Origin of the sequence: Kribbella sp. NPDC050820 (assembly GCF_040653975.1) — a bacterium.
Taxonomy (GTDB): domain Bacteria; phylum Actinomycetota; class Actinomycetes; order Propionibacteriales; family Kribbellaceae; genus Kribbella.
Genome location: NZ_JBFAHB010000003.1, coordinates 149,705 through 167,841, shown reverse-complemented (window position 1 = coordinate 167,841; position 18,137 = coordinate 149,705). Strand labels below are relative to the sequence as shown.

Annotated in this window: 17 protein-coding genes; 8 read left to right on the top strand and 9 right to left on the bottom strand. The window is 68.6% G+C overall.

All coding sequences use genetic code 11. The features are described from left to right. Positions 1–98: 98 nt before the first annotated feature. Positions 99–2,579: a YfhO family protein gene (locus AB0H36_RS04760; protein WP_360516516.1), complete on the top strand. Its 2,481-nt coding sequence runs from the start codon at positions 99–101 to the stop codon at positions 2,577–2,579. Here the strand turns inward: AB0H36_RS04760 and AB0H36_RS04755 are convergent. Next, on the bottom strand, positions 2,569–3,561 hold the full coding sequence (locus tag AB0H36_RS04755; RefSeq protein ID WP_360516514.1) for an ABC transporter permease subunit: 993 nt from the start codon (positions 3,559–3,561) through the stop codon (positions 2,569–2,571). The genes AB0H36_RS04760 and AB0H36_RS04755 overlap by 11 nt on opposite strands. After that, on the bottom strand, positions 3,561–4,481 hold the full coding sequence (locus tag AB0H36_RS04750) for an ATP-binding cassette domain-containing protein (RefSeq protein ID WP_360516511.1): 921 nt from the start codon (positions 4,479–4,481) through the stop codon (positions 3,561–3,563). Before AB0H36_RS04750 ends, AB0H36_RS04755 begins: the two co-directional genes overlap by 1 nt. 198 nt (positions 4,482–4,679) lie before the next feature. Here AB0H36_RS04750 and AB0H36_RS04745 point away from each other — a divergent pair, with 198 nt between their 5' ends. Genes AB0H36_RS04745 through AB0H36_RS04730 form a run of 4 tightly spaced genes read left to right on the top strand, consistent with a single transcriptional unit; the run spans position 4,680 to position 8,492 of the window. Next, positions 4,680–4,961 (top strand): metal-sensitive transcriptional regulator, encoded by a 282-nt coding sequence (locus AB0H36_RS04745; RefSeq protein ID WP_360516837.1) that lies wholly within the window; start codon positions 4,680–4,682, stop codon positions 4,959–4,961. Positions 4,962–4,989: 28 nt separating this feature from the next. Further along, positions 4,990–5,208 (top strand): heavy-metal-associated domain-containing protein, encoded by a 219-nt coding sequence (locus AB0H36_RS04740; RefSeq protein ID WP_360516508.1) that lies wholly within the window; start codon positions 4,990–4,992, stop codon positions 5,206–5,208. Beyond that, on the top strand, positions 5,205–6,239 hold the full coding sequence (locus AB0H36_RS04735; RefSeq protein ID WP_360516505.1) for a hypothetical protein: 1,035 nt from the start codon (positions 5,205–5,207) through the stop codon (positions 6,237–6,239). The genes AB0H36_RS04740 and AB0H36_RS04735 overlap by 4 nt, the downstream gene beginning before the upstream one ends. Positions 6,240–6,257: 18 nt before the next feature. Next, complete coding sequence (locus AB0H36_RS04730) at positions 6,258–8,492, top strand: heavy metal translocating P-type ATPase (RefSeq protein WP_360516502.1); 2,235 nt, start codon at positions 6,258–6,260, stop codon at positions 8,490–8,492. Here the strand turns inward: AB0H36_RS04730 and AB0H36_RS04725 are convergent. The 5 genes from AB0H36_RS04725 to AB0H36_RS04705 form a co-directional block, all read right to left on the bottom strand. Then, positions 8,485–10,026 (bottom strand): glycoside hydrolase family 13 protein, encoded by a 1,542-nt coding sequence (locus tag AB0H36_RS04725; protein WP_360516499.1) that lies wholly within the window; start codon positions 10,024–10,026, stop codon positions 8,485–8,487. The genes AB0H36_RS04730 and AB0H36_RS04725 overlap by 8 nt on opposite strands. 9 nt (positions 10,027–10,035) lie before the next feature. Beyond that, the gene (locus AB0H36_RS04720) at positions 10,036–10,905 is read right to left on the bottom strand and encodes a carbohydrate ABC transporter permease (RefSeq protein WP_360516496.1); all 870 of its coding nucleotides are present in this window, start codon (positions 10,903–10,905) and stop codon (positions 10,036–10,038) included. Continuing rightward, the gene (locus tag AB0H36_RS04715; RefSeq protein ID WP_360516494.1) at positions 10,902–11,852 is read right to left on the bottom strand and encodes a sugar ABC transporter permease; all 951 of its coding nucleotides are present in this window, start codon (positions 11,850–11,852) and stop codon (positions 10,902–10,904) included. Before AB0H36_RS04715 ends, AB0H36_RS04720 begins: the two co-directional genes overlap by 4 nt. Continuing rightward, positions 11,853–13,226, bottom strand: a complete 1,374-nt coding sequence (locus tag AB0H36_RS04710) for an extracellular solute-binding protein (RefSeq protein WP_360516491.1) — start codon at positions 13,224–13,226, stop codon at positions 11,853–11,855. It lies immediately after the preceding gene. A gap of 173 nt (positions 13,227–13,399) precedes the next feature. Beyond that, positions 13,400–14,392: a LacI family DNA-binding transcriptional regulator gene (locus AB0H36_RS04705; RefSeq protein ID WP_360516488.1), complete on the bottom strand. Its 993-nt coding sequence runs from the start codon at positions 14,390–14,392 to the stop codon at positions 13,400–13,402. A gap of 67 nt (positions 14,393–14,459) precedes the next feature. Between AB0H36_RS04705 and AB0H36_RS04700 the strand changes: the two genes are divergently transcribed. Genes AB0H36_RS04700 through AB0H36_RS04690 form a run of 3 tightly spaced genes read left to right on the top strand, consistent with a single transcriptional unit; the run spans position 14,460 to position 17,301 of the window. Continuing rightward, positions 14,460–15,707, top strand: coding sequence for a DUF4032 domain-containing protein (locus tag AB0H36_RS04700; RefSeq protein WP_360516834.1), 1,248 nt, complete (start codon positions 14,460–14,462; stop codon positions 15,705–15,707). A 50-nt stretch (positions 15,708–15,757) separates the two neighbouring features. Continuing rightward, entirely contained in the window at positions 15,758–16,255 is a 498-nt protein-coding gene (locus tag AB0H36_RS04695; protein WP_360516485.1) for a SigE family RNA polymerase sigma factor, read from the top strand. Next, complete coding sequence (locus AB0H36_RS04690; RefSeq protein ID WP_360516482.1) at positions 16,255–17,301, top strand: hypothetical protein; 1,047 nt, start codon at positions 16,255–16,257, stop codon at positions 17,299–17,301. Before AB0H36_RS04695 ends, AB0H36_RS04690 begins: the two co-directional genes overlap by 1 nt. A gap of 27 nt (positions 17,302–17,328) precedes the next feature. Here the strand turns inward: AB0H36_RS04690 and AB0H36_RS04685 are convergent, their stop codons facing one another. Both AB0H36_RS04685 and AB0H36_RS04680 read right to left on the bottom strand, forming a co-directional pair. After that, entirely contained in the window at positions 17,329–17,730 is a 402-nt protein-coding gene (locus tag AB0H36_RS04685) for a type II toxin-antitoxin system VapC family toxin (protein WP_360516479.1), read from the bottom strand. Continuing rightward, the gene (locus tag AB0H36_RS04680) at positions 17,730–18,002 is read right to left on the bottom strand and encodes a type II toxin-antitoxin system prevent-host-death family antitoxin (protein WP_360516476.1); all 273 of its coding nucleotides are present in this window, start codon (positions 18,000–18,002) and stop codon (positions 17,730–17,732) included. Before AB0H36_RS04680 ends, AB0H36_RS04685 begins: the two co-directional genes overlap by 1 nt. Positions 18,003–18,137: the final 135 nt, after the last annotated feature.

Sequence of the window (18,137 nt, the reverse complement as noted above, 5' to 3'; positions counted from 1 at the left end):
TCCCTCGCCAGGACCGATTCTTGTCCAGACCGGAACTACGCGCTACTTTGGCGCTCGATCGAGCGGGTGGGTACGGGGACTGAACTGAGGGGCGACCAGTGGACGGCGGAGCGGAGCAGGACCCGAGGCGCTCGGCTCTCCTGCCTGCGCTCGTGGCCGGTGTGCTGGTGGCGGCGGTGTTCGCCGCCTCCGGATTCATCCGCGGTACCTTTCCCTTCGGTTCACTGTCCCGCAGTACCAACGATCTCGGTACCCAGTACATCCCCTTCTTCGCCCACCTGTGTGACGTCCTGCACGGCCGCGCCCAAGGTGACCTGCTCTTCAACTGGCAGAGCGCGTTCGGCGTCGGGTTCCTGGCCGACTACGGCGTCGACCTCGGCAGCCCATTGTCCTTGCTGGTGGGTCTCTTCCCGCGCGACCAGATCGACCTGGCCGTCTACGTCATCACCGTCCTCAAGCTGAGCCTGGCCGCCGCCGCGATGGCGGTCCTACTACTCAAGATGTCGCCAGGACCCCGTTGGGTTGCAGCTATTTTGGGAGCGTCGTACGGCGTCTGTGGGTGGGCGATCGACGACGGAGCGTACGTGCCGATGTGGCTGGACGGCCTGATCGCGCTGCCGATGTTCTTCCTGGTCGCCGAGTGGTCACTGCGCCGGACCAACCGGCTGCTCAGCGTGCTCGTGGTCGCCGTCTTCTGGGTCTCCAACTTCTACACCGCCTACATGGCAACGATCGCGGCCGGGCTGTACCTGATCGCGCGGGTGCTGACCAGTGACCTGACCTGGTGGCTGCGACTGCGCGGCGTCGTCCGGCACGGTATCGCGTTCGTGCTCGGGATCGCGCTGGCCGGGCCGATCCTGCTGCCGATCTTCGCCGCGAACGACGACGCCACCCCGTCGCCGTCCGGCATCTTCACGCCGTCCCCGGTCGACATCTTCCTGTCCCGCCTGCTGCCGCTGTCCGAGGGCGTCGGCCGCACCGCCAGCCTGTACGTCGGAACCGCCGCCCTGCTCCTTGCCCTGACGTTGCCGTTCAACAAGTTCGTGCCGATCCGGACCAAGCTGGTCTGGATCGTGACGACCGCCGCGATCGCGCTGTCGTTCAGGTGGACGCCGACGCAGGAGATGTGGCACGGCTTCGACACCCCGAACGGCAGCCAGTACCGCGAGGCCTTCGTGCTCTGCGGCGTGCTCATCGTCGTGGCCTGGATCTCGGTCGCCGCTCGGGTGCCCGGCCCGTTGGCTTTGCTGGGCGGCGGGGCTCTGCTCGCGGTCATCGCCGTACTCTCCGACGGCAGTCCGCTGCTGACCGATCACGCGATGACCGTGCTGATCGCCTCCGGCGCTGTCACGATCGCTGCACTGGGCACCATCTGGGTCGTACGGCGCTTTGCCGCCGGGCGACGCGTCAAGTGGCCGATCGCGGCGGCGTTCGCCGTCGTGATGGCCGTCGTCGCGGTCGAGACCACGTGGACCGCGGTGGTGACGGACGAGGAGCGAGCGAAGCTCCTCAGCTCGTCGGTGCCGCCGTGGAACCAGCACCAGACCGAGCGGTCCGAGGCGATCCAGGGCGCCAACGCCTGGCCGCAGTACCGGGCCGATCCGGGGACGTCGGTGACGCCGAACGACCCGATGCTGCTCGGCGGGCAGGGCGCCGGGCTCTACAGCAGCCTGCTCCCCTACTCGGTGAACCAGACCCTGACCGGCCTCGGCTTCGGCTGGACCGGGTACGGGCGCGCGTCCGACGATCTGGAGCACCCGGTGACCGACGCGATCTTCTCGATCGGCGCGCGGATGCACCTCGAGGCGGGCGGCAAGGAGACGATCACCCGGTCCCAGGTGCCGCCGCTGGTGACGGTCCGGCGGCGGCTCGGGGCGACGGCCGCCTCGAACGCGTTCGTCGCCCAGGAGCGGCTGCTCGGGACGCAGGTGTACGAGGTGCCCGAGTACCGCGGCAGCAAATCGATCACAGGCGGCGACGTGAAACTGGTCGGGCGCTGCACACCTGGTACGACGGCGTTCCTGCACCAGCCACGGGTGTCCGGCGCGGCCCGGCTGACCGACGGCGAGCAGTGGCATGAGTTGACCGCGAGCCGCCGGCCGGGCATCAACACGAACAGCGAGATGGTTCGGCTCGGCACGGTCCCGGCGTCCGGGGTGGTGTCGGCCGAGATCAAGTTCAGCGGCTCCCCGTCCGGGATCACCGCCACCGGCGCGCTCGGCTGCCTCGACGAGCAGCGTCTCGCGAAGGCGGTGCGGATGCTGCGGTTGAGCGGGGCGACGGACGTCGAGGTGGGCGGTCACTCGATCAGCGCGACGCTGCCTCCGGGCACCCAGGGGTACGCCGTGATCGCCGTACCGAAGCTGCCGGGTTGGAAGTGCTCGGCCGGCGGCGGCAAGGCGCAGACGCCCCGGGACTACGGCGGTCTGGTCGCCGTACAGCTGACCGGCAACGCGGACCGGATCGACTGCACCTACACGCCGCCCGGTCTCCGTCGTGGCCTCGCACTGGGCGCAGTCGCCGCCGCCATCACGCTCGGGCTCGTGCTGTTCGGCCGCCTCCGCCGCTCTAGGAGGTGATGTCCCGGCGGTAGAACACCGCTCCGCCGAGGACGATCAGGACGACGGCAAGAATGCCGAGGTACCAGGCGCCGTGCTCGAAGGACAGCGTCTTCTCGATGCTGCTACACATGTAGCTGCCGTCGGATCCGGTCGAGCACTGGTTCACGAAGTACGTCGCGTCGTGCCGGACGAAGGCGTCGAAGTTGAGCTTCACCAGCCACGGCTGGGCCTGGTTCAGGAATCCGGCGAAGACACCCTCGATCAGGACCAGGTATCCCATCGCCACGCCGATCGCGGCCGCGGTGTGCCGGAGCAGCAGCCCGACCACCCCACCGAGCGCGGCGCCGACGGCGACCAGCAGGACGGCCCGGCCGCCCGTCGCAGTGAGGTCGCGCCAGACCTTCCCCGTCGTACTCGAGGTGTCTCCGAGTTGGTCGACGATCACGTACGTCCCGAACGTCAGGATGGCGAGCACGCCGACCGCCACCGGGACGAACCCGATCGCGGCGGCCAGCAACTTGCTGCCGTACACCCGCAGCCGCCGCGGCTCGAACGTCAGCCAGTTGCCGATCGCGCCGGTGCTGAACTCGGCCCCGACGAAACTGGCCCCGATCAGGAACGCGGCGAAGACCAGCAGGTACGACGACCCGAGCAGCAACTCCGGCATCAGTTCGGCGAACACCACCCGCGGCTTGCCGAAGTCGTCGATGACCGGCTCCCGGAAGTTGCAGAACTCCGCCTTCGCCGGCTTCGGGTCCGGCTGGTTCTCCCAGTCCGCCTCGCAGCGCTTGCGATCTGCCTCGCCGTTCTGCACCCAGTACTCGTGCGCGGCCTCGAACTGCGCCTGCGACGACCGCTGCTCCTCCGCGGACATCGGGCGGGCGTCGTTCCAGACGACGACCATCAGCAGCACGGTGATCGCCAGCACCCCGAGTACGCCGATGACCGTCAGCCGGCGCGCGGTCAGCCGGCGGAGCTCCACTCCGGTGAGGCGCAGCATCACAACCCCTCGCCTTCGGTGAGCTCGAGGAAGACCGACTCCAGGTCGGCGCGGACCGGGATCAGCTCGGACACGTACAGCTCCTGCTGCGCCAGCCGGCGGGTCACGTCGGCCGGGTGCTCGGCGCCGTCGACGAGCAGGTAGCTGCCGTCGGCGCGCACCGTCATCCCGGCCGCGGTCAGGATCCGGGTCGCCGCCTCGTGGTTGTCCACGGCAACCTTCACGGTTCCCGCCGTACCACCGCCGATCACCTCGGTGACCGAGCCGGCGGCGAGCAGCCGGCCGTGGCCGATGATCGAGACGGTGTCGGCGACCTGCTCGACCTCGGCCAGGATGTGCGAGCTGACCAGCACCGTCCTGCCCTGGTCGCCGAGACTGCGCATGGTCTCGCGGATCTCCCGGATCCCGGCCGGGTCGAGCCCGTTGGTCGGCTCGTCGAAGATCAGCAGGTCGGGCTCCTTGAGCAGCGTGGCCGCGATCGCCAGCCGCTGCTTCATGCCGAGCGAGTACGCCCGGAACCGGTCCTTGCCGCGCTCGCCGAGCGAGGTCTGCTCGAGCACCTCGCCGACCCGCTGCCGCGGCGCGCCGATCGCCTCGGCGAGCAGCTCGAGATTCTTCCGGCCGCTGAACGCCGGGAAGAACTTCGGCGACTCGACGATCGCGCCGACCCGGCCGACCACGTCCGGCAGCTCGGCCGGCACCGGCCGGCCGAACACCGTCATCGTCCCCGCGTCGGCCCGGATCAGCCCGAGCAGCATCCGGATCGACGTGGTCTTTCCGGACCCGTTCGGGCCCAGGAACCCGTGCACCCCGCCGACCGGCACGTCCAGGTCGAGGCCCTGGACCGCCACCACCTTCCGGCCCCGCCGGTTCCGGAAGGTCTTGCGCAGGCCGCGTGTGCTGATCGCCAGCTCCGGCATCTGACCCCCTTGTCGCCGTTCCGACGCACAGCTTGGCAGGTTTGTTCGCAGAGCGCTCGTAAAAATACCCCCCGCCGGTATCACCCAAGGACTTGCATCTGATACCCCAAGGGGGTAACTTCTTGCCTGTCGACATACCCCCAAGGGGTAGCAGTGAGGAAGCTGAAGGAGCCGGAGATGACCCACGACGCCGAGCACGTGCACGGATACACCGCCGAGAAGACCAGCCACCTGAAGCGGCTGCGGCGGATCGAGGGCCAGATCCGCGGCCTGCAGCGGATGGTCGAGGAGGACAAGTACTGCATCGACATCCTCACCCAGGTGTCGGCGGCCACCAAGGCGCTGCAGTCCTTCTCGCTGGAGTTGCTGGACGAGCACCTGGCGCACTGCGTGGTCGAGGCCGCGCAGAAGGGCGGCGCCGAGGCCGAGGAGAAGGTCCGCGAGGCCTCCGACGCCATCGCCCGTCTGGTCCGCAGCTGAATCGAGATCCCGAGCAAGGAGAACCACTATGACCACCACGACCTACTCCGTCTCCGGCATGACCTGCGGGCACTGCTCCGCTTCCGTCACCGAGGAGATCAGCAAGATCGCAGGGGTGCAGGAAGTCAGCATCGACCTCGTCGCGGGTGGCACCTCCGCGGTGCACGTGACGAGTGAGTCCGCTCTCGACGAGGTCTCCGTCCGTGAGGCCGTCGACGAGGCGGGTTACGAACTGGCGGCGTCGTGAGCCGGGCCGCCGCGCTCCGGCTCGGCGCGTTCGCCGGTGCGCTGGCGCTCGCCTTCGGGGCGGCGTTCGCGGTCGGCTCCGCGGTGGACCCGATCGCGGCGGCCGACACCACCGCCCCGGCGCACAACGAGGAGATGGGCGGTATGGAGGAACCAGCAGCAGGACACGGGGCGGGGCACAGCGAGTCCGGTGGGCAACTGCCCGGGCTCTCGGTCTCCGAGGCCGGCTACACCCTCACCCCCGCGACGACGTTCTACCAGCCCGGCGCCAAGACCGAGCTGCGCTTCACCATCCAGGGCCCGGACGGCAAGCCGGTCACGCAGTACACCGAGACGCACGAGAAGGACCTGCACCTGATCGTGGTCCGGCGTGACCTGTCCGGTTTCCACCACGTGCACCCGACCCGGGACGCGAGTGGGACCTGGAGCATTCCGTTCACGTTCACCGCCGGTGGCACGTGGCGGCTGTTCGCCGACTTCCAGCCGGCCGGTCTCGACCGGACGCTGACCCTCGGCACGGACGTCAACGTCTCCGGCCTCTACATCCCGGTCCCGCTCAGCGAGCCGGCCAGTGTCTACAGCTTCGACGGGTACGACGTGACGCTGGCAGGCAACCCGGTTGCGGGCAAGGAGTCCGAGCTGACGTTCACGATCAGCCGGGGCGGGAAGCCGGTCACCGACCTGCAGCCGTACCTCGGCGCCTTCGGGCACCTGGTGTCCCTGCGCAGCGGCGACCTCGCCTACCTGCACACCCACCCGTCCCAGGACGCGAAGCCGGGTATGAAGGGCGGGCCGCAGATCACCTTCGGCACCACCTTCCCGACCGCAGGCACGTACAGCCTGTTCCTGGACTTCCAGCACGCGGGCGCGGTCCACACCGCCGAGTTCACCGTGCAGGTGGGCGCCGACGGCAAGACCCAGATCGTTCCGCCCACGTCGCTGCCGTCGGCAGAGCCGTCCATGAAGCAGTCGGGGCAGCCGTCGGGGCAGCCGTCTGCTCCGGGGCACGAAGAGACCCCGCACGGCCACTGAGAGAGGAGGCACACTGCAATGACCACCACAGAATCCGGTCAGTCCGTCGAGCTCATCATCGGTGGCATGACGTGCGCCTCGTGCGCCGCCCGGGTGGAGAAGAAGCTGAACCGGATGGACGGTGTCACCGCGACCGTCAACTACGCCACCGAGAAGGCGAAGGTCACGTTCGCGGACGGCATCACCACCGACGACCTGGTCGCGACCGTCGAGAAGACCGGCTACACCGCCGCGCTTCCGGCGCCCGCGGTCAACGCGCCGGACGCCGAGGAGCCGGACGAGCTCAAGCCGCTGCGGCAGCGCCTGTTCGCCAGCATCGCGCTGGCGGTCCCGGTGATCGCGTTCGGCATGATCCCCGCGCTGCAGTTCGACTTCTGGCAGTGGGCGTCGCTGACGCTGGCCTTCCCGGTGGTCACGTGGGCGGCGTGGCCGTTCCACAAGGCCGCCTGGACCAACCTGCGGCACGGCGCCGCCACGATGGACACGCTGATCTCGCTGGGCGTGGTGAGCGCCTTCCTGTGGTCGCTGTACGCGTTGTTCATCGGCGGAGCCGGCGAGCCGGGGATGAAGATGCCGTTCACGCTGATCCCGTCCCGGGGCGGCGGTGCGGAGGAGATCTACCTCGAGGTCGCGGCCGGCGTCACCACGTTCATCCTGGCCGGCCGGTACTTCGAGGCCCGTGCCAAGCGCCGGTCCGGTGCAGCCCTGCGGGCACTGCTGGAGCTGGGTGCGAAGGATGTCGCCGTACTGCGGAACGGTTCCGAGGTCCGGATTCCGGCGGACCAGCTGGTGGTCGGCGACCATTTCGTCGTACGGCCGGGTGAGAAGGTCGCCACTGACGGCGTGATCGTCACCGGGAGCAGCGCGGTGGACGCGTCGATGCTGACCGGTGAGTCGGTGCCGGTCGAGGTCGGCGAGGGCGACGCGGTCGTCGGCGCCACCGTGAACGCCGGCGGCCGGCTCGTGGTCCGGGCGACCCGGGTCGGGTCGGACACCCAGCTGGCGCAGATGGCCCGGCTGGTCGAGGACGCCCAGAACGGGAAGGCCGCGGTCCAGCGGCTGGCCGACAAGGTGTCCGGGATCTTCGTGCCGATCGTGATCGGGCTGGCGCTGGGCACGCTCGGGTTCTGGCTCGGGAACGGGTCGCCGGTGGAGGTCGCGTTCACCGCGGCGGTCGCCGTACTGATCATCGCCTGCCCCTGTGCGCTCGGGCTGGCCACGCCGACCGCGCTGATGGTCGGCACCGGTCGCGGCGCGCAGCTGGGCATCCTGATCAAGGGCCCGGAGGTGCTCGAGTCCACCCGCCGGATCGACACCGTCGTGCTGGACAAGACGGGCACCGTGACCACGGGCCGGATGGAGCTGGTCGACGTACTGCTGGCGCCGTCCGAGGACCGGGCCGAGGTGCTGCGGCTGGCCGGGGCGCTGGAGCACTCCAGCGAGCACCCGATCGCTGCCGCCATTGCACGAGGAGCTGCTGCCGAGGTCGGCACGCTGCCCGAGGTCGAGGACTTCGGGAACGTCGAGGGCCTTGGCGTCCAGGGCATCGTCGACGGGCACGCCGTACTGGTCGGACGGACCCGGCTGCTGGAGGAGTGGAGCCAGTACCTGCCGGACGACCTGGCGCACGCGAAGGAGCACGCCGAGGCCGAGGGCAGTACTGCGGTTGCCGTCGGCTGGGACGGTCAGGCGCGGGCAGTGCTGGTCGTCGCGGACACCGTGAAGGAGACGTCGGCGCAGGCCATCAAGCAGCTTCGTGAGCTTGGACTGCGGCCGGTGCTGCTGACCGGTGACAACGAAGCGGTGGCGTCGAAGGTGGCGGCCGAGGTCGGCATCGACGAGGTGATCGCCGAGGTGCTTCCGGCTGACAAGGTCGACGCGGTCAAGAAGCTCCAGGACGAGGGCCGCGTGGTCGCCATGGTCGGCGACGGCGTCAACGACGCGGCTGCCCTGGCCCAGGCCGACCTCGGCCTGAGCATGGGCACCGGCACCGACGTGGCGATCGAGGCCAGCGACCTGACCCTGGTCCGCGGCGACCTGCGCGCGGCGGCGGACGCCATCCGCCTGTCCCGCAGCACGCTGCGCACCATCAAGGGCAACCTGTTCTGGGCCTTCGCCTACAACGTGGCCGCGATCCCGTTGGCCGCTGCGGGGCTGCTCAACCCGATGCTGGCGGGGGCCGCGATGGCGTTCAGTTCGGTCTTCGTGGTGTCGAACAGCCTGCGGTTGCGGCGATTCCGTCCGCTCACCTGATCCACGCCGTACTGTCGCTGGCCAGTAGTCCGTCGTCCAACGGGCTGCTGGCCAGCAGCAGTTCGTCGTACGGCTGAAGCTCGATCGGCTCCGGGGTCAGGTTGGTGATGGAGATCAGGCTCTCGCGGGTGAAGGCGAGGACGCCGGGTGGGGTGTCGAGCCAGCGCAGGGTGCCGTCGCCGAGGTGGGTGCGGCGGAGCTTGAGGCCGGTGCGGTAGAGGGTGAGCATCGAGTTCTGGTCGTCGTGCTGAGACTCGGCCGTGAGGTTCTTCCAGTCGGCAGGCTGCGGGAGCCACGGTGTCCCGGCGCCGAAGCCGAACGGCGGCTCCTTGCCGGACCAGGGAAGGGGCACTCGGCAACCATCGCGACCGCGGTCGGTGCCGTTGGAGCGGGTGAAGATCGGGTCCTGCAGCAGGTGGTCGGGCAGGTCCTCGACCTCGGGCAGGCCGAGCTCCTCGCCTTGGTAGACGTACAGGCCGCCGGGGAGCGCCATCGCGAGCAGGGCGGCCGCGCGGGCCCGGCGTTCGCCGAGGACCAGGTCGGTGCGCATGCCGTGCTTGCGGTCCTGGTGTGAGAACGACGTGTCCGGGCGGCCGTACTTCGTGACCGGCCGGGTGACGTCGTGGTTCGACAGCACCCAGGTCGGCGGGGCGCCGATCGGGACGTGGGTGGTCAGGGTGAGGTCGATCGAGGCCTTCAGCTCGTCGGCCTGCCACGGGCGGGACAGGAAGTCGAAGTTGAAGGCGGTCTGCATCTCGTCCGGGCGCAGGTACAGCGCGAACCGCTCCTGGTCCGGCATCCACATCTCGCCGACCAGGAACCGGTCGTCGTACTCGTCGGTGATTCGCCGCCAGCCCCGGTACACCCCGTGCACCTCGTCGTGGTCGGTGTACGACTCCTCGACGCTGTCCAGGTCCTTGAACAGTACGGCGGCGCTGTCGATCCGGATCCCGTCGACGCCGCGGTCCAGCCAGAACCGGAGGATGTCGTGGAACTCCTCGACCACCTCGGGGTTGCGCCAGTTGAAGTCGGGCTGCTCGGGGGCGAACAGGTGCAGGTACCACTCGCCGTCCTCGACACGGGTCCAGGCCGGGCCGTTGAAGATGGACTGCCAGTCGTTGGGCGGCTGGTCTCCGTTGCCTTGGCGGAAGATGAAGCGCTCGCGCTCGGGTGAGCCGGGGCCGGCCTGGAGGGCCTGGACGAACCAGTCCTGCTGGTCGGAGCCGTGGTTCGGGACGATGTCGATGATGGTGCGGATGTTCAGCGCGTGCGCCTCGGCGATGTACGCCTCGGCCTCCGCCAGCGTCCCGAACGCCGGATCGATCGCCCGGTAGTCCGCGACGTCGTACCCACCATCCGCCATCGGCGACGGATACCAGGGGTTCAACCAGATCGCATCCACCCCCAACTCAGCCAGATACGGCAACCTCTCCCGCAACCCCGCCAGATCCCCGATCCCATCCCCATTCCCATCAGCAAAACTCCGCAGATAAACCTGATAAATCGCAGCACCCCGCCACCACGCGTCCGCCATGAAATCTCCTTATCCTTTGAGGCTTCCGGCGGTGAGGCCGGACATGATGCTGCGTTGGAAGATGAAGAACACCAAGATGGTGGGCAGGCTGGCGATCACCAGGGCGGCGATCAGCACGTTCTGCGGCATCTGCGCGGACAGCGACGCGATGCCGACGCTGATCGACATCTTGTCCGGCTCCGGCAGCACCAGCAGCGGCCAGACGAAGTCCTTCCACACCGTGACCACCGACAGGATCGACACCACGCCGAGGATCGGCCGCGACACCGGCAGCACGATCGACCACAGGATCCTGGCCGGCGACGCCCCGTCGATCTCCGCCGCCTCCAGCAGTTCCCGCGGAATCGAGTCGAAGAACCGCTTCAGCAGGAACACGAAGAACCCGTTCGCTGCCGCCGGCAACCAAATGGCCCACGGCGTGTTCAGCAGGTCGAGGTGCAGGATCGGCAGGTCCTTCGCGGTCAGGTACGTCGGCAGCAGCAACACCATCGGCGGGATCATCAAGGTCGCGAGCATCGCGCCCAGCACCACCTTCCCGAACACCGGCCGCAACTTCGACAACGCGTACGCCGCCGTGACGTCGACCGCAAGCGTGATCAGCCAGGCGCCCCCGGCGTACAGCACGGTGTTCTTCAGGAACACCCCGAGCTGCAGCTGCTCCCACGCCTCCTTGTAGACCCCGAAGTCGTAGTCGTCCGGGAAGAAACTCGGCGGGATCTGCGCCAGCTCGTCCGGCGACTTGAGCGCGCCGGTCACCATCCAGTACAGCGGGAACACGAAGGCGCCGGTGAATCCGACCACCGTCAGGGTCAGCGTCGCCCAGTACATGATCCGGCCGTGCGGAGTCCGCAACGCCTGTGGTGAGACGAGGGTTCTCATCGTTCGGCCTCCCGGGACACGCGCAGGTAGATCGCGGAGAACACCATCAGCACGACCATCAGCATCAGCCCGAGCGCGCCACCGCCGCCGAAGTCGCCGAAGTTGAAGGCGTACTGGTACATCAGGTAGGCGACCGTGACGGTCGCGTTCTCCGGGCCGCCGCCGGTCAGCAGGTACGGCTCGATGAAGACCTGCATGGTCGCGACCACCTGCAGCAGCAACATCACCAGCAGGATCAGCTTGGTCTGCGGGATCGTCACGTGCCAGACCCGCCGGAACAGGCCGGCCCCGTCGAGCTCGGCCGACTCGTACAGGTCCCCCGGGATGCTCTGCAACGCGGCCAGGTAGATCAGCGTGCCGGTGCCGAGGTTCATCCAGGTCGAGACGAGCACCAGACTGACGAGCGCCGTACTGGTCGAGTCGAGCCAGCTCAACGGCGGGATGCCGAACACGTCCAGGACCTGGTTGAACAGGCCGGATCCCGGGTCGTAGAACCACTTGAACAGCAGTACGGCGACCGCCGGGGGCAGCATCACCGGGAGGTAGACGACGAACCGCAGGTACGCCTTCGCGTGCTTGAGCTCGTTGAGTACGACGGCCAGCACGAACGGCACGGCGTACCCGATGACGAGCGCAAGCCCGCTGAACACCGCCGTGTTGATCCAGGCCGACCGGAACGCCGGGTCCTCGATCACGGTCCGGAAGTTGTCGAACCCCACCCACTTCGGCGGGTCGACGAAGTTGTTCTCCTGGAAGGACAGCAGCACCTCCCACACCATCGGGTACCAGGAGAACAAGGCGAAACAGATCAACGCCCCACACAAGAACCCGTACGCCGTAAGATTCCGCCCCACCGCCCTCCGCAGAGCGCCGTGGTCGCCCGGTGACTGCGGGTCCGTCGTCCGCACCGGGTGCGAACGACGGACCTGCTCCTCGGTAACGGTCATCTAGGTGTTCTTCGCCAGGATCTTGTTGGCCTTGGACTCCGCGTCGGCGAGGAGTTTGTCGATGTCGGCGTCCTGGCGGGTGAGGACGGCGGACATCGCGACGTCGAGGACGGCGTACAGCTCCTGCGCCTTGGGCGGCTCGAGCTTGTTGGTGATGCTGGACTGGGCGGCGACGTACGGCGCGAAGTGGTCGACCGGAACGGTGGCGTACTGCTTGCGAAGGGCAACGATCTCCTTGCCCGGCGCGGAGTCGCCGTACAGGTCCGGGATCGGCAGCCCGACCGGGCGGCCCTGCTCCTTCGACCGCTGGTAGTTGAACTGCCCCTTGCCGGGCGTGAGCTCGTGGAACTCAAGCCACAGCAGGCCGGCCTTGATCTTCTCCGGCGTCGCCTTTGGGTTGAACATGTAGCCGTCGCCACCGCTCAGCGACGCCTTGCCCTCGGACTCCGGTACGGCGGTGACGCCGTAGTCCTCGAACTTGCCCTGGAAGTCGTTGTTCACCGACTGCACCACGTCCGGCGCGCCGATCATCATGCCGAGCTTGCCGGAGCCCATCATCCGCATCAGGTCCTCCCACTGGAGGAGCTGCTTGCTGCCCATCGAGTTGTCGTTCCAGCGCATCTGCTTGAGGTTCTCCAGGACCGCCTTGCCCTCGGCGCTGTTGAACGCGGCCGTCTTGCCGTCGTCGCTGACCATCGAGCCACCGCGTGCGTACAGGCTCGCGGCGAAGTGCCAGCCGCCGGTGTTGCCCGCGGAGTACTCACCGAAGCCGACGTACCCGGCGCCGAGGCCGGCGATCTTCTTGGCGGCCGCCTGCACCTCGGACCAGGTCTTCGGCGGCGCGTCCGGGTCGAGACCGGCCTGGGTGAACAGCTTGCGGTTGTAGACCAGGCCCATGTTGTAGTTGTTGCGCGGCAGGCCGTAGGTCTTGTCGCCGTCCTCGAACACGCCCAGGACGTCGTCGCGCAGGTCAGCGGTCGCCTTCACGGTGCCGACGTGCTCGCTGATGTCGGCGGCCTGCCGGGCTTTGATGATCTTCTGCACGTCGGTGTAGTAGACGTAGAAGACGTCCTCCTGGGTGCCGCCGGCCAGCTTCGCCTGGAAGGTGTCCGGGTTGATGCAGGGGAACGCGTCCTTGCTCTGGACGGTGATGTTCGGGTGCAGCTTCTGGAACTCGGCCACGTCCGCGTCCCAGGCCGCGCGTTCCTTCGGATTGCTCTTCGGCGGCTGGCAGCCGACCGTGATCGTGACCGGCCCGTCGGCTCCCGCTGAGCTCTGAGCGTCCGGTGTGTCGTCCCCCGATCCACAGGACACGGCCCCCAGGCCCAGTCCCACCGCCAGCAACAGGCCGAGGCCGCGGCGCGTTGTCGTCATCTTCCACCCTCTCCCTCGATCGTGAGCACACCGTAGGCAACTCGACGCGAGCGCGCAATACCTCGACTTTAGAATGCAAAATCGTGACTGCAGTCAGGAAGTCGAGCCCAACGCAAACAGCCGCCGACCGGCCAGCGGTCGACGGCTGTGGAGTTGCGGGTACGGCGGGCGGCTCAGCCGCGGGCGCGGGTCGTCGAGGCCCGGACCACCAACTCGGGTTCGAAAAGGAGTTCGTCGGCGGGTACTGCGGCGCGCTCGATCAGGGCGACCAGCATGTCGACGGCCGCCCGGCCCATCGCGTCGATCGGCTGCCGGACGGTGGTGAGTGGCGGGTCGGTGCAGTTCATCATCGCGGAGTCGTCGTACCCGATCACGGAGACGTCGTCGGGCACCCGGAGGCCGGCCCGGCGGACCGCGCGAATGGCGCCCAGGGCAAGGATGTCGCTGGCGCAGACGATGCCGGTGACGCCGTTGTTGACCAGCCGGGTGGCGGCCGCGTGCCCGCCCTCGAGCGAGAACATCGTGTGCTCGACCAGGTCCGGATCGGACTCGTCCGACGCGGCGAACGCCTCCAGCTTGCGCCGGGACGGAATGTGGTCGCGCGGGCCGAGCACCATGCCGATCCGCCGGTGGCCGAGCGCCCGCAGGTGTCCGATCGCCATCTCGGCGGCGACGTAGTCGTCCGAGGACACCTGCGGGAAGCCGAGGTGGTCGACGGCCGCGTTGACCAGCACGGTCGGCAGCTTGCGCTCCTGGATCAGCTCGTAGTGCTGGTGCGGCGCGTCCGCCTGCGCGTAGAACCCGCCGGCGAACACCACGCCGGACACCTGCTGCTGCAGGAGCAGGTCGACGTAGTCCGCCTCGGACACACCGCCGACCGTCCGGGTGCAGAGCAAGGACGTGAAACCTTGCTGCGCCAGCGCTCCCCCGACCACCTCGGCGAACGCCGGGAAGATCGGGTTCTGCAACTCCGGCAGCACCAGGCCGACCAGTCGTGCGCGATCCCCGCGCAACTGGGTGGGGCGCTCGTACCCGAGCACGTCCAGCGCGGTGAGCACGGCCTCCCGGGTGGCTTCCGACACTCCCGGCTTCCCGTTCAGGACCCGGCTCACGGTGGCTTCGCTGACGCCGACCTTCTTGGCCACCTCTGCAAGTCGTCGTGTCATGCCGCAAACACTACGCCAGATCACGCAAGTTCTTGCAACGACTTGCGCTCCTCGCTGAAGCCTCAGGATTCCTGACAGACTGGGGGCCGTGCCCCGATTCGTCGCCACCCGCCCGGACACCGGTCTGCTGTCGCTCCCGTGGGATGTCCCGCTGGAGGACTGGCCCGAGGACCAGCTGGTCGCGCTGCCGCGCGGTATCTCGCGGCACGTGGTCCGGTTCGTCCGGGTCAACGGCACTGTCTACGCGATCAAGGAGGTGCTCGAGCATCTCGCGCTGCACGAGTACCGGCTGCTGCGCGACCTGGAACGGCTGGAGTCGCCCTCGGTCGAGCCCGTCGGCGTGATCACCGACCGGATCGACCGCAACGGCGAGCCGATCGACTCGATCCTGATCACCCGGCACCTGCAGTTCTCGCTGCCGTACCGCGCGCTGTTCTCCAGCACGCTGCGCCCGGACACGGTCAACCGGCTGATCGACGCGCTGGTCGCGCTGATCGTCCGGCTGCACCTGCTCGGCTTCTTCTGGGGCGACTGCTCGCTGTCCAACACGTTGTTCCGGCGCGACGCCGGCGCGTTCGCGGCGTACCTGGTGGACGCCGAGACCGGTGAGCTGCACCAGGACATCTCCGACGGGCAGCGGGCGCACGACCTCTACACCGCCGAGATCAACCTGTTCGGCGAGCTGCTCGACCTGCAGGAGGGCGGGCTGCTCGACCCGGACATCGACCCGCAGGAGACGGTCCAGTCCATCCAGGACCGGTACGAGGCGCTCTGGGGCGAGCTGACCGCGCCGGAGGAGTTCGCCACCGACGAGATGCACCGGCTGGACTCGCGGATCCGCCGGCTCAACGAGCTCGGGTTCGACGTCGCCGAGATCGACATCATCACCGACTGGGACGGCAGCCAGGTCCGGATCCAGCCGAAGGTCGTGGACGCCGGCCACCACTCCCGCCGGCTGCTCCGGCTGACCGGCCTGGACGTGGAGGAGAACCAGGCCCGCCGGCTGCTCAACGACCTCGACTCGTTCGCCGCCGCCACCGACCAGCAGAACGAGGACGAGGAGATCGTCGCCCACCAGTGGCTGACCGACGTCTTCGAGCCGGTGGTGCGCTCGGTCCCGCGCGACCTGAAGCGCAAGCTCGAGCCGGCCGAGGTCTTCCACGAGGTTCTTGAGCACCGGTGGTTCCTGTCCGAGGAGGCCGGCCACGAGGTCGACACGATGGAGGCGGCGCGCTCGTACGTCGACGACGTACTCCGGGCCAAGCCCGACGAGAAGCTGGCCCTCCCGACCCCGGCCGCCTCCGAGGCGGACTGACGCTGCAACGTTCCGCTCTTCCACCGCGTGGTTAGGGGTGGGAGGTACCAATGGAACGGCCGGAGTTCGATGCGTGGGTGGGACAGCGCGGCGCGGCGTTGTTGCGGTTCGCGTACCTGATCACACGCGACCACAGCCGGGCCGAGGAGGCCGTGCAGGACGCGCTGGTGGCGGCGTACTCGCGGTGGGCACGGATCTGCCGCGACGGTGACCCGGAGTCCTACGTACGGCGCTCGATCGTCAACGCCGACATCTCCCGCTGGCGACGGTTCTTCCGCCGGGAGAGCCCGACGGCGGATCCACCGGCGGACTCGCCGAGCCCGGATCATGCGGTCGCTCAGGCCGAGCAGGACGCGGTCTGGGCGTTGTGTGCGACGTTGCCGGCCAAGCAGCGGGCGGCCGTCGTACTGCGGTACTACGAAGACCTGCCCGACGCCGAGATCGCCGAGATCCTCGAGTGCAGCCCGGCGACCGTGCGGTCGCAGATCCATCGTGCGCTGGCGAGCCTGCGCACCACTCTGACCACAGCCGAGGAGGTCAACCGCTGATGGACGCCCACGAGAAGCTGATCGTGACGAGCTTGTCGAAGCATGCGACGGAGGCGCCGTCGGACGACGACCTGCTGGCCGCCGTCCACTTCCGGCTCCGGCGTCGCCGGACCGGTCGCACGATCGGCGCCGCCGTACTCGCGTGTGCAGCGGTCGCGACCGCGCTCACCGCGACACATTCGATCAACGAGATTCGCACGGACCCTCAGGTCGCGCGGCCCGGGACGCCGGACGCCGGGTGGCGGTGGGAGTCGTACAAGACCGTGCAGGTCCAGGTGCCTGCGGACTGGACTCAGCACGTCTCCGGGCCGGCGCCGTGTCCCGCATTCCCGTCGCCGGGCAGCAGGCCGATCATCGGCCGGAACAACGACTGGCTCGGCAACTGGGGCTACACCTGCGAGGAGGCCGTCCTGCCGGTCGAGCGACGGCAGCAGTACGTGTGGTTCAACGACGTACAGGCACCTGGCATCAAGCAGTACGACGCCGGTTGGACCGAGGAGACGCGGTTGGTCGCCGGGGTGAAGATCAGCGTGCTGACCACAGACGACGCTCTCCGCAAGCGCATCCTCGACTCGGCCCGCCCGATCACCGGCACCGACTACTACGGCTGCTCCCCGACCGACTCGGGCCCTCGCGGCACCGGCCTCGACGCCACCGACCGCATCACGTCAGCCGGCATCTGCGAGTACTGGAACAACACCCTGGTCGCCGCCTCCACTCTGACCGGCGCCCAAGCCACCAGCCTCGCCCAACGCCTGGCCACCGCCCCGAAGGGCGCACCCCCGGGCGGCTGGGCACCAGGCTGCACGGACGACGACCAACGCACCTTCGTCGTCACCCTGCACGGCCGCACCCAGTCCTACCCAGTCCGCATCACCTACGCCCTGTGCTACGTCTCCGGCACCTTCCAGTTCCCCACCACCGACGGCATCACCGAACGCCACACAGACGCAGCCACCCTCGACCTCGTCCGCCAGAACGTCCACCACCCCCACCAACCGAGCGACCTCTTCGACGGCCCCCGCCTGACCCCGTCACCCCGCTGACCGTCGTGCCTCAAGGCAACCGACTGTTCAGTCCACGCCCGGGCTCGCGGTGGGAAGACCGATGGCCTTGGCAGTGGCCAGCAGCCGACGGTCGTAGGAGACAAAAGCCGTGAGATCGTCGCCGAGGACAGCGTCCGCGGTGGCTAGGTGGATAGCGTCGAGCGACCGGATCCCCGGGTCCTGATATGCCGCCGCAGTGGTGCGCACCGTCTCGTCGACGTCATACACAGCGATCTGCGCCAGCACGGAGGGCGCCGCAGTGAGCAGAGCCGGCTCATGGCGCCGGAGCGCACGCGGGAGCTCCACCTCGACCAATGACGACGAGACGAAGATCCGATCGACCTGTTCGTTCAGCCAGTCAACGAGTGCGTCCGACGCGGCCTCCCGGCGGATGAGCTTCACCACCGCCGCAGAGTCGAGATAGATCATCAGTAGCGCTCCTCGTTCCGCATCTCCTCCAACAGCGCACCCGACTCGTAGTCGGTCCGCACCTCTCCGCGCGGGCGCGAGAACCGCCTGTTCAGCCGGGCCGGACGGAAGCTTCCGGTAGCGAGCAGCCGTGCCGTCGGCGACGGCACGGCTGGGATGAGGCGAGCGACGACCACACCGCGCTCGGTGATCTCGATCTCCTCGCCGTGCTTGACCCGGGCCAGCACTCGGGCCGTTTCCTGGTTCAACATCCGAATTGGGACCTCAGCCATGGCCGCATCATAGTACATATTTGTCTGACACCATCCTCTCCTCGTCGGTCGCCAGAGAAGATAGAGGTGTTGCGACCCGGATCAGGCGTTGTCCACAGGGCTATTTCGAGCGGTAGAGACGCCGACGTGTGCTGC

Coding starts and splice junctions, on each gene's coding strand:
- AB0H36_RS04755 (WP_360516514.1), bottom strand. CDS start 3,561: ATGCTGCGCCTCACCGGAGTGGAGCTCCGCCGGCTGACCGCGCGCCGG.
- AB0H36_RS04750 (WP_360516511.1), bottom strand. CDS start 4,481: ATGCCGGAGCTGGCGATCAGCACACGCGGCCTGCGCAAGACCTTCCGG.
- AB0H36_RS04740 (WP_360516508.1), top strand. CDS start 4,990: ATGACCACCACGACCTACTCCGTCTCCGGCATGACCTGCGGGCACTGC.
- AB0H36_RS04730 (WP_360516502.1), top strand. CDS start 6,258: ATGACCACCACAGAATCCGGTCAGTCCGTCGAGCTCATCATCGGTGGC.
- AB0H36_RS04725 (WP_360516499.1), bottom strand. CDS start 10,026: ATGGCGGACGCGTGGTGGCGGGGTGCTGCGATTTATCAGGTTTATCTG.
- AB0H36_RS04720 (WP_360516496.1), bottom strand. CDS start 10,905: ATGAGAACCCTCGTCTCACCACAGGCGTTGCGGACTCCGCACGGCCGG.
- AB0H36_RS04715 (WP_360516494.1), bottom strand. CDS start 11,852: ATGACCGTTACCGAGGAGCAGGTCCGTCGTTCGCACCCGGTGCGGACG.
- AB0H36_RS04710 (WP_360516491.1), bottom strand. CDS start 13,226: ATGACGACAACGCGCCGCGGCCTCGGCCTGTTGCTGGCGGTGGGACTG.
- AB0H36_RS04705 (WP_360516488.1), bottom strand. CDS start 14,392: ATGACACGACGACTTGCAGAGGTGGCCAAGAAGGTCGGCGTCAGCGAA.
- AB0H36_RS04695 (WP_360516485.1), top strand. CDS start 15,758: ATGGAACGGCCGGAGTTCGATGCGTGGGTGGGACAGCGCGGCGCGGCG.
- AB0H36_RS04690 (WP_360516482.1), top strand. CDS start 16,255: ATGGACGCCCACGAGAAGCTGATCGTGACGAGCTTGTCGAAGCATGCG.
- AB0H36_RS04685 (WP_360516479.1), bottom strand. CDS start 17,730: ATGATCTATCTCGACTCTGCGGCGGTGGTGAAGCTCATCCGCCGGGAG.
- AB0H36_RS04680 (WP_360516476.1), bottom strand. CDS start 18,002: ATGGCTGAGGTCCCAATTCGGATGTTGAACCAGGAAACGGCCCGAGTG.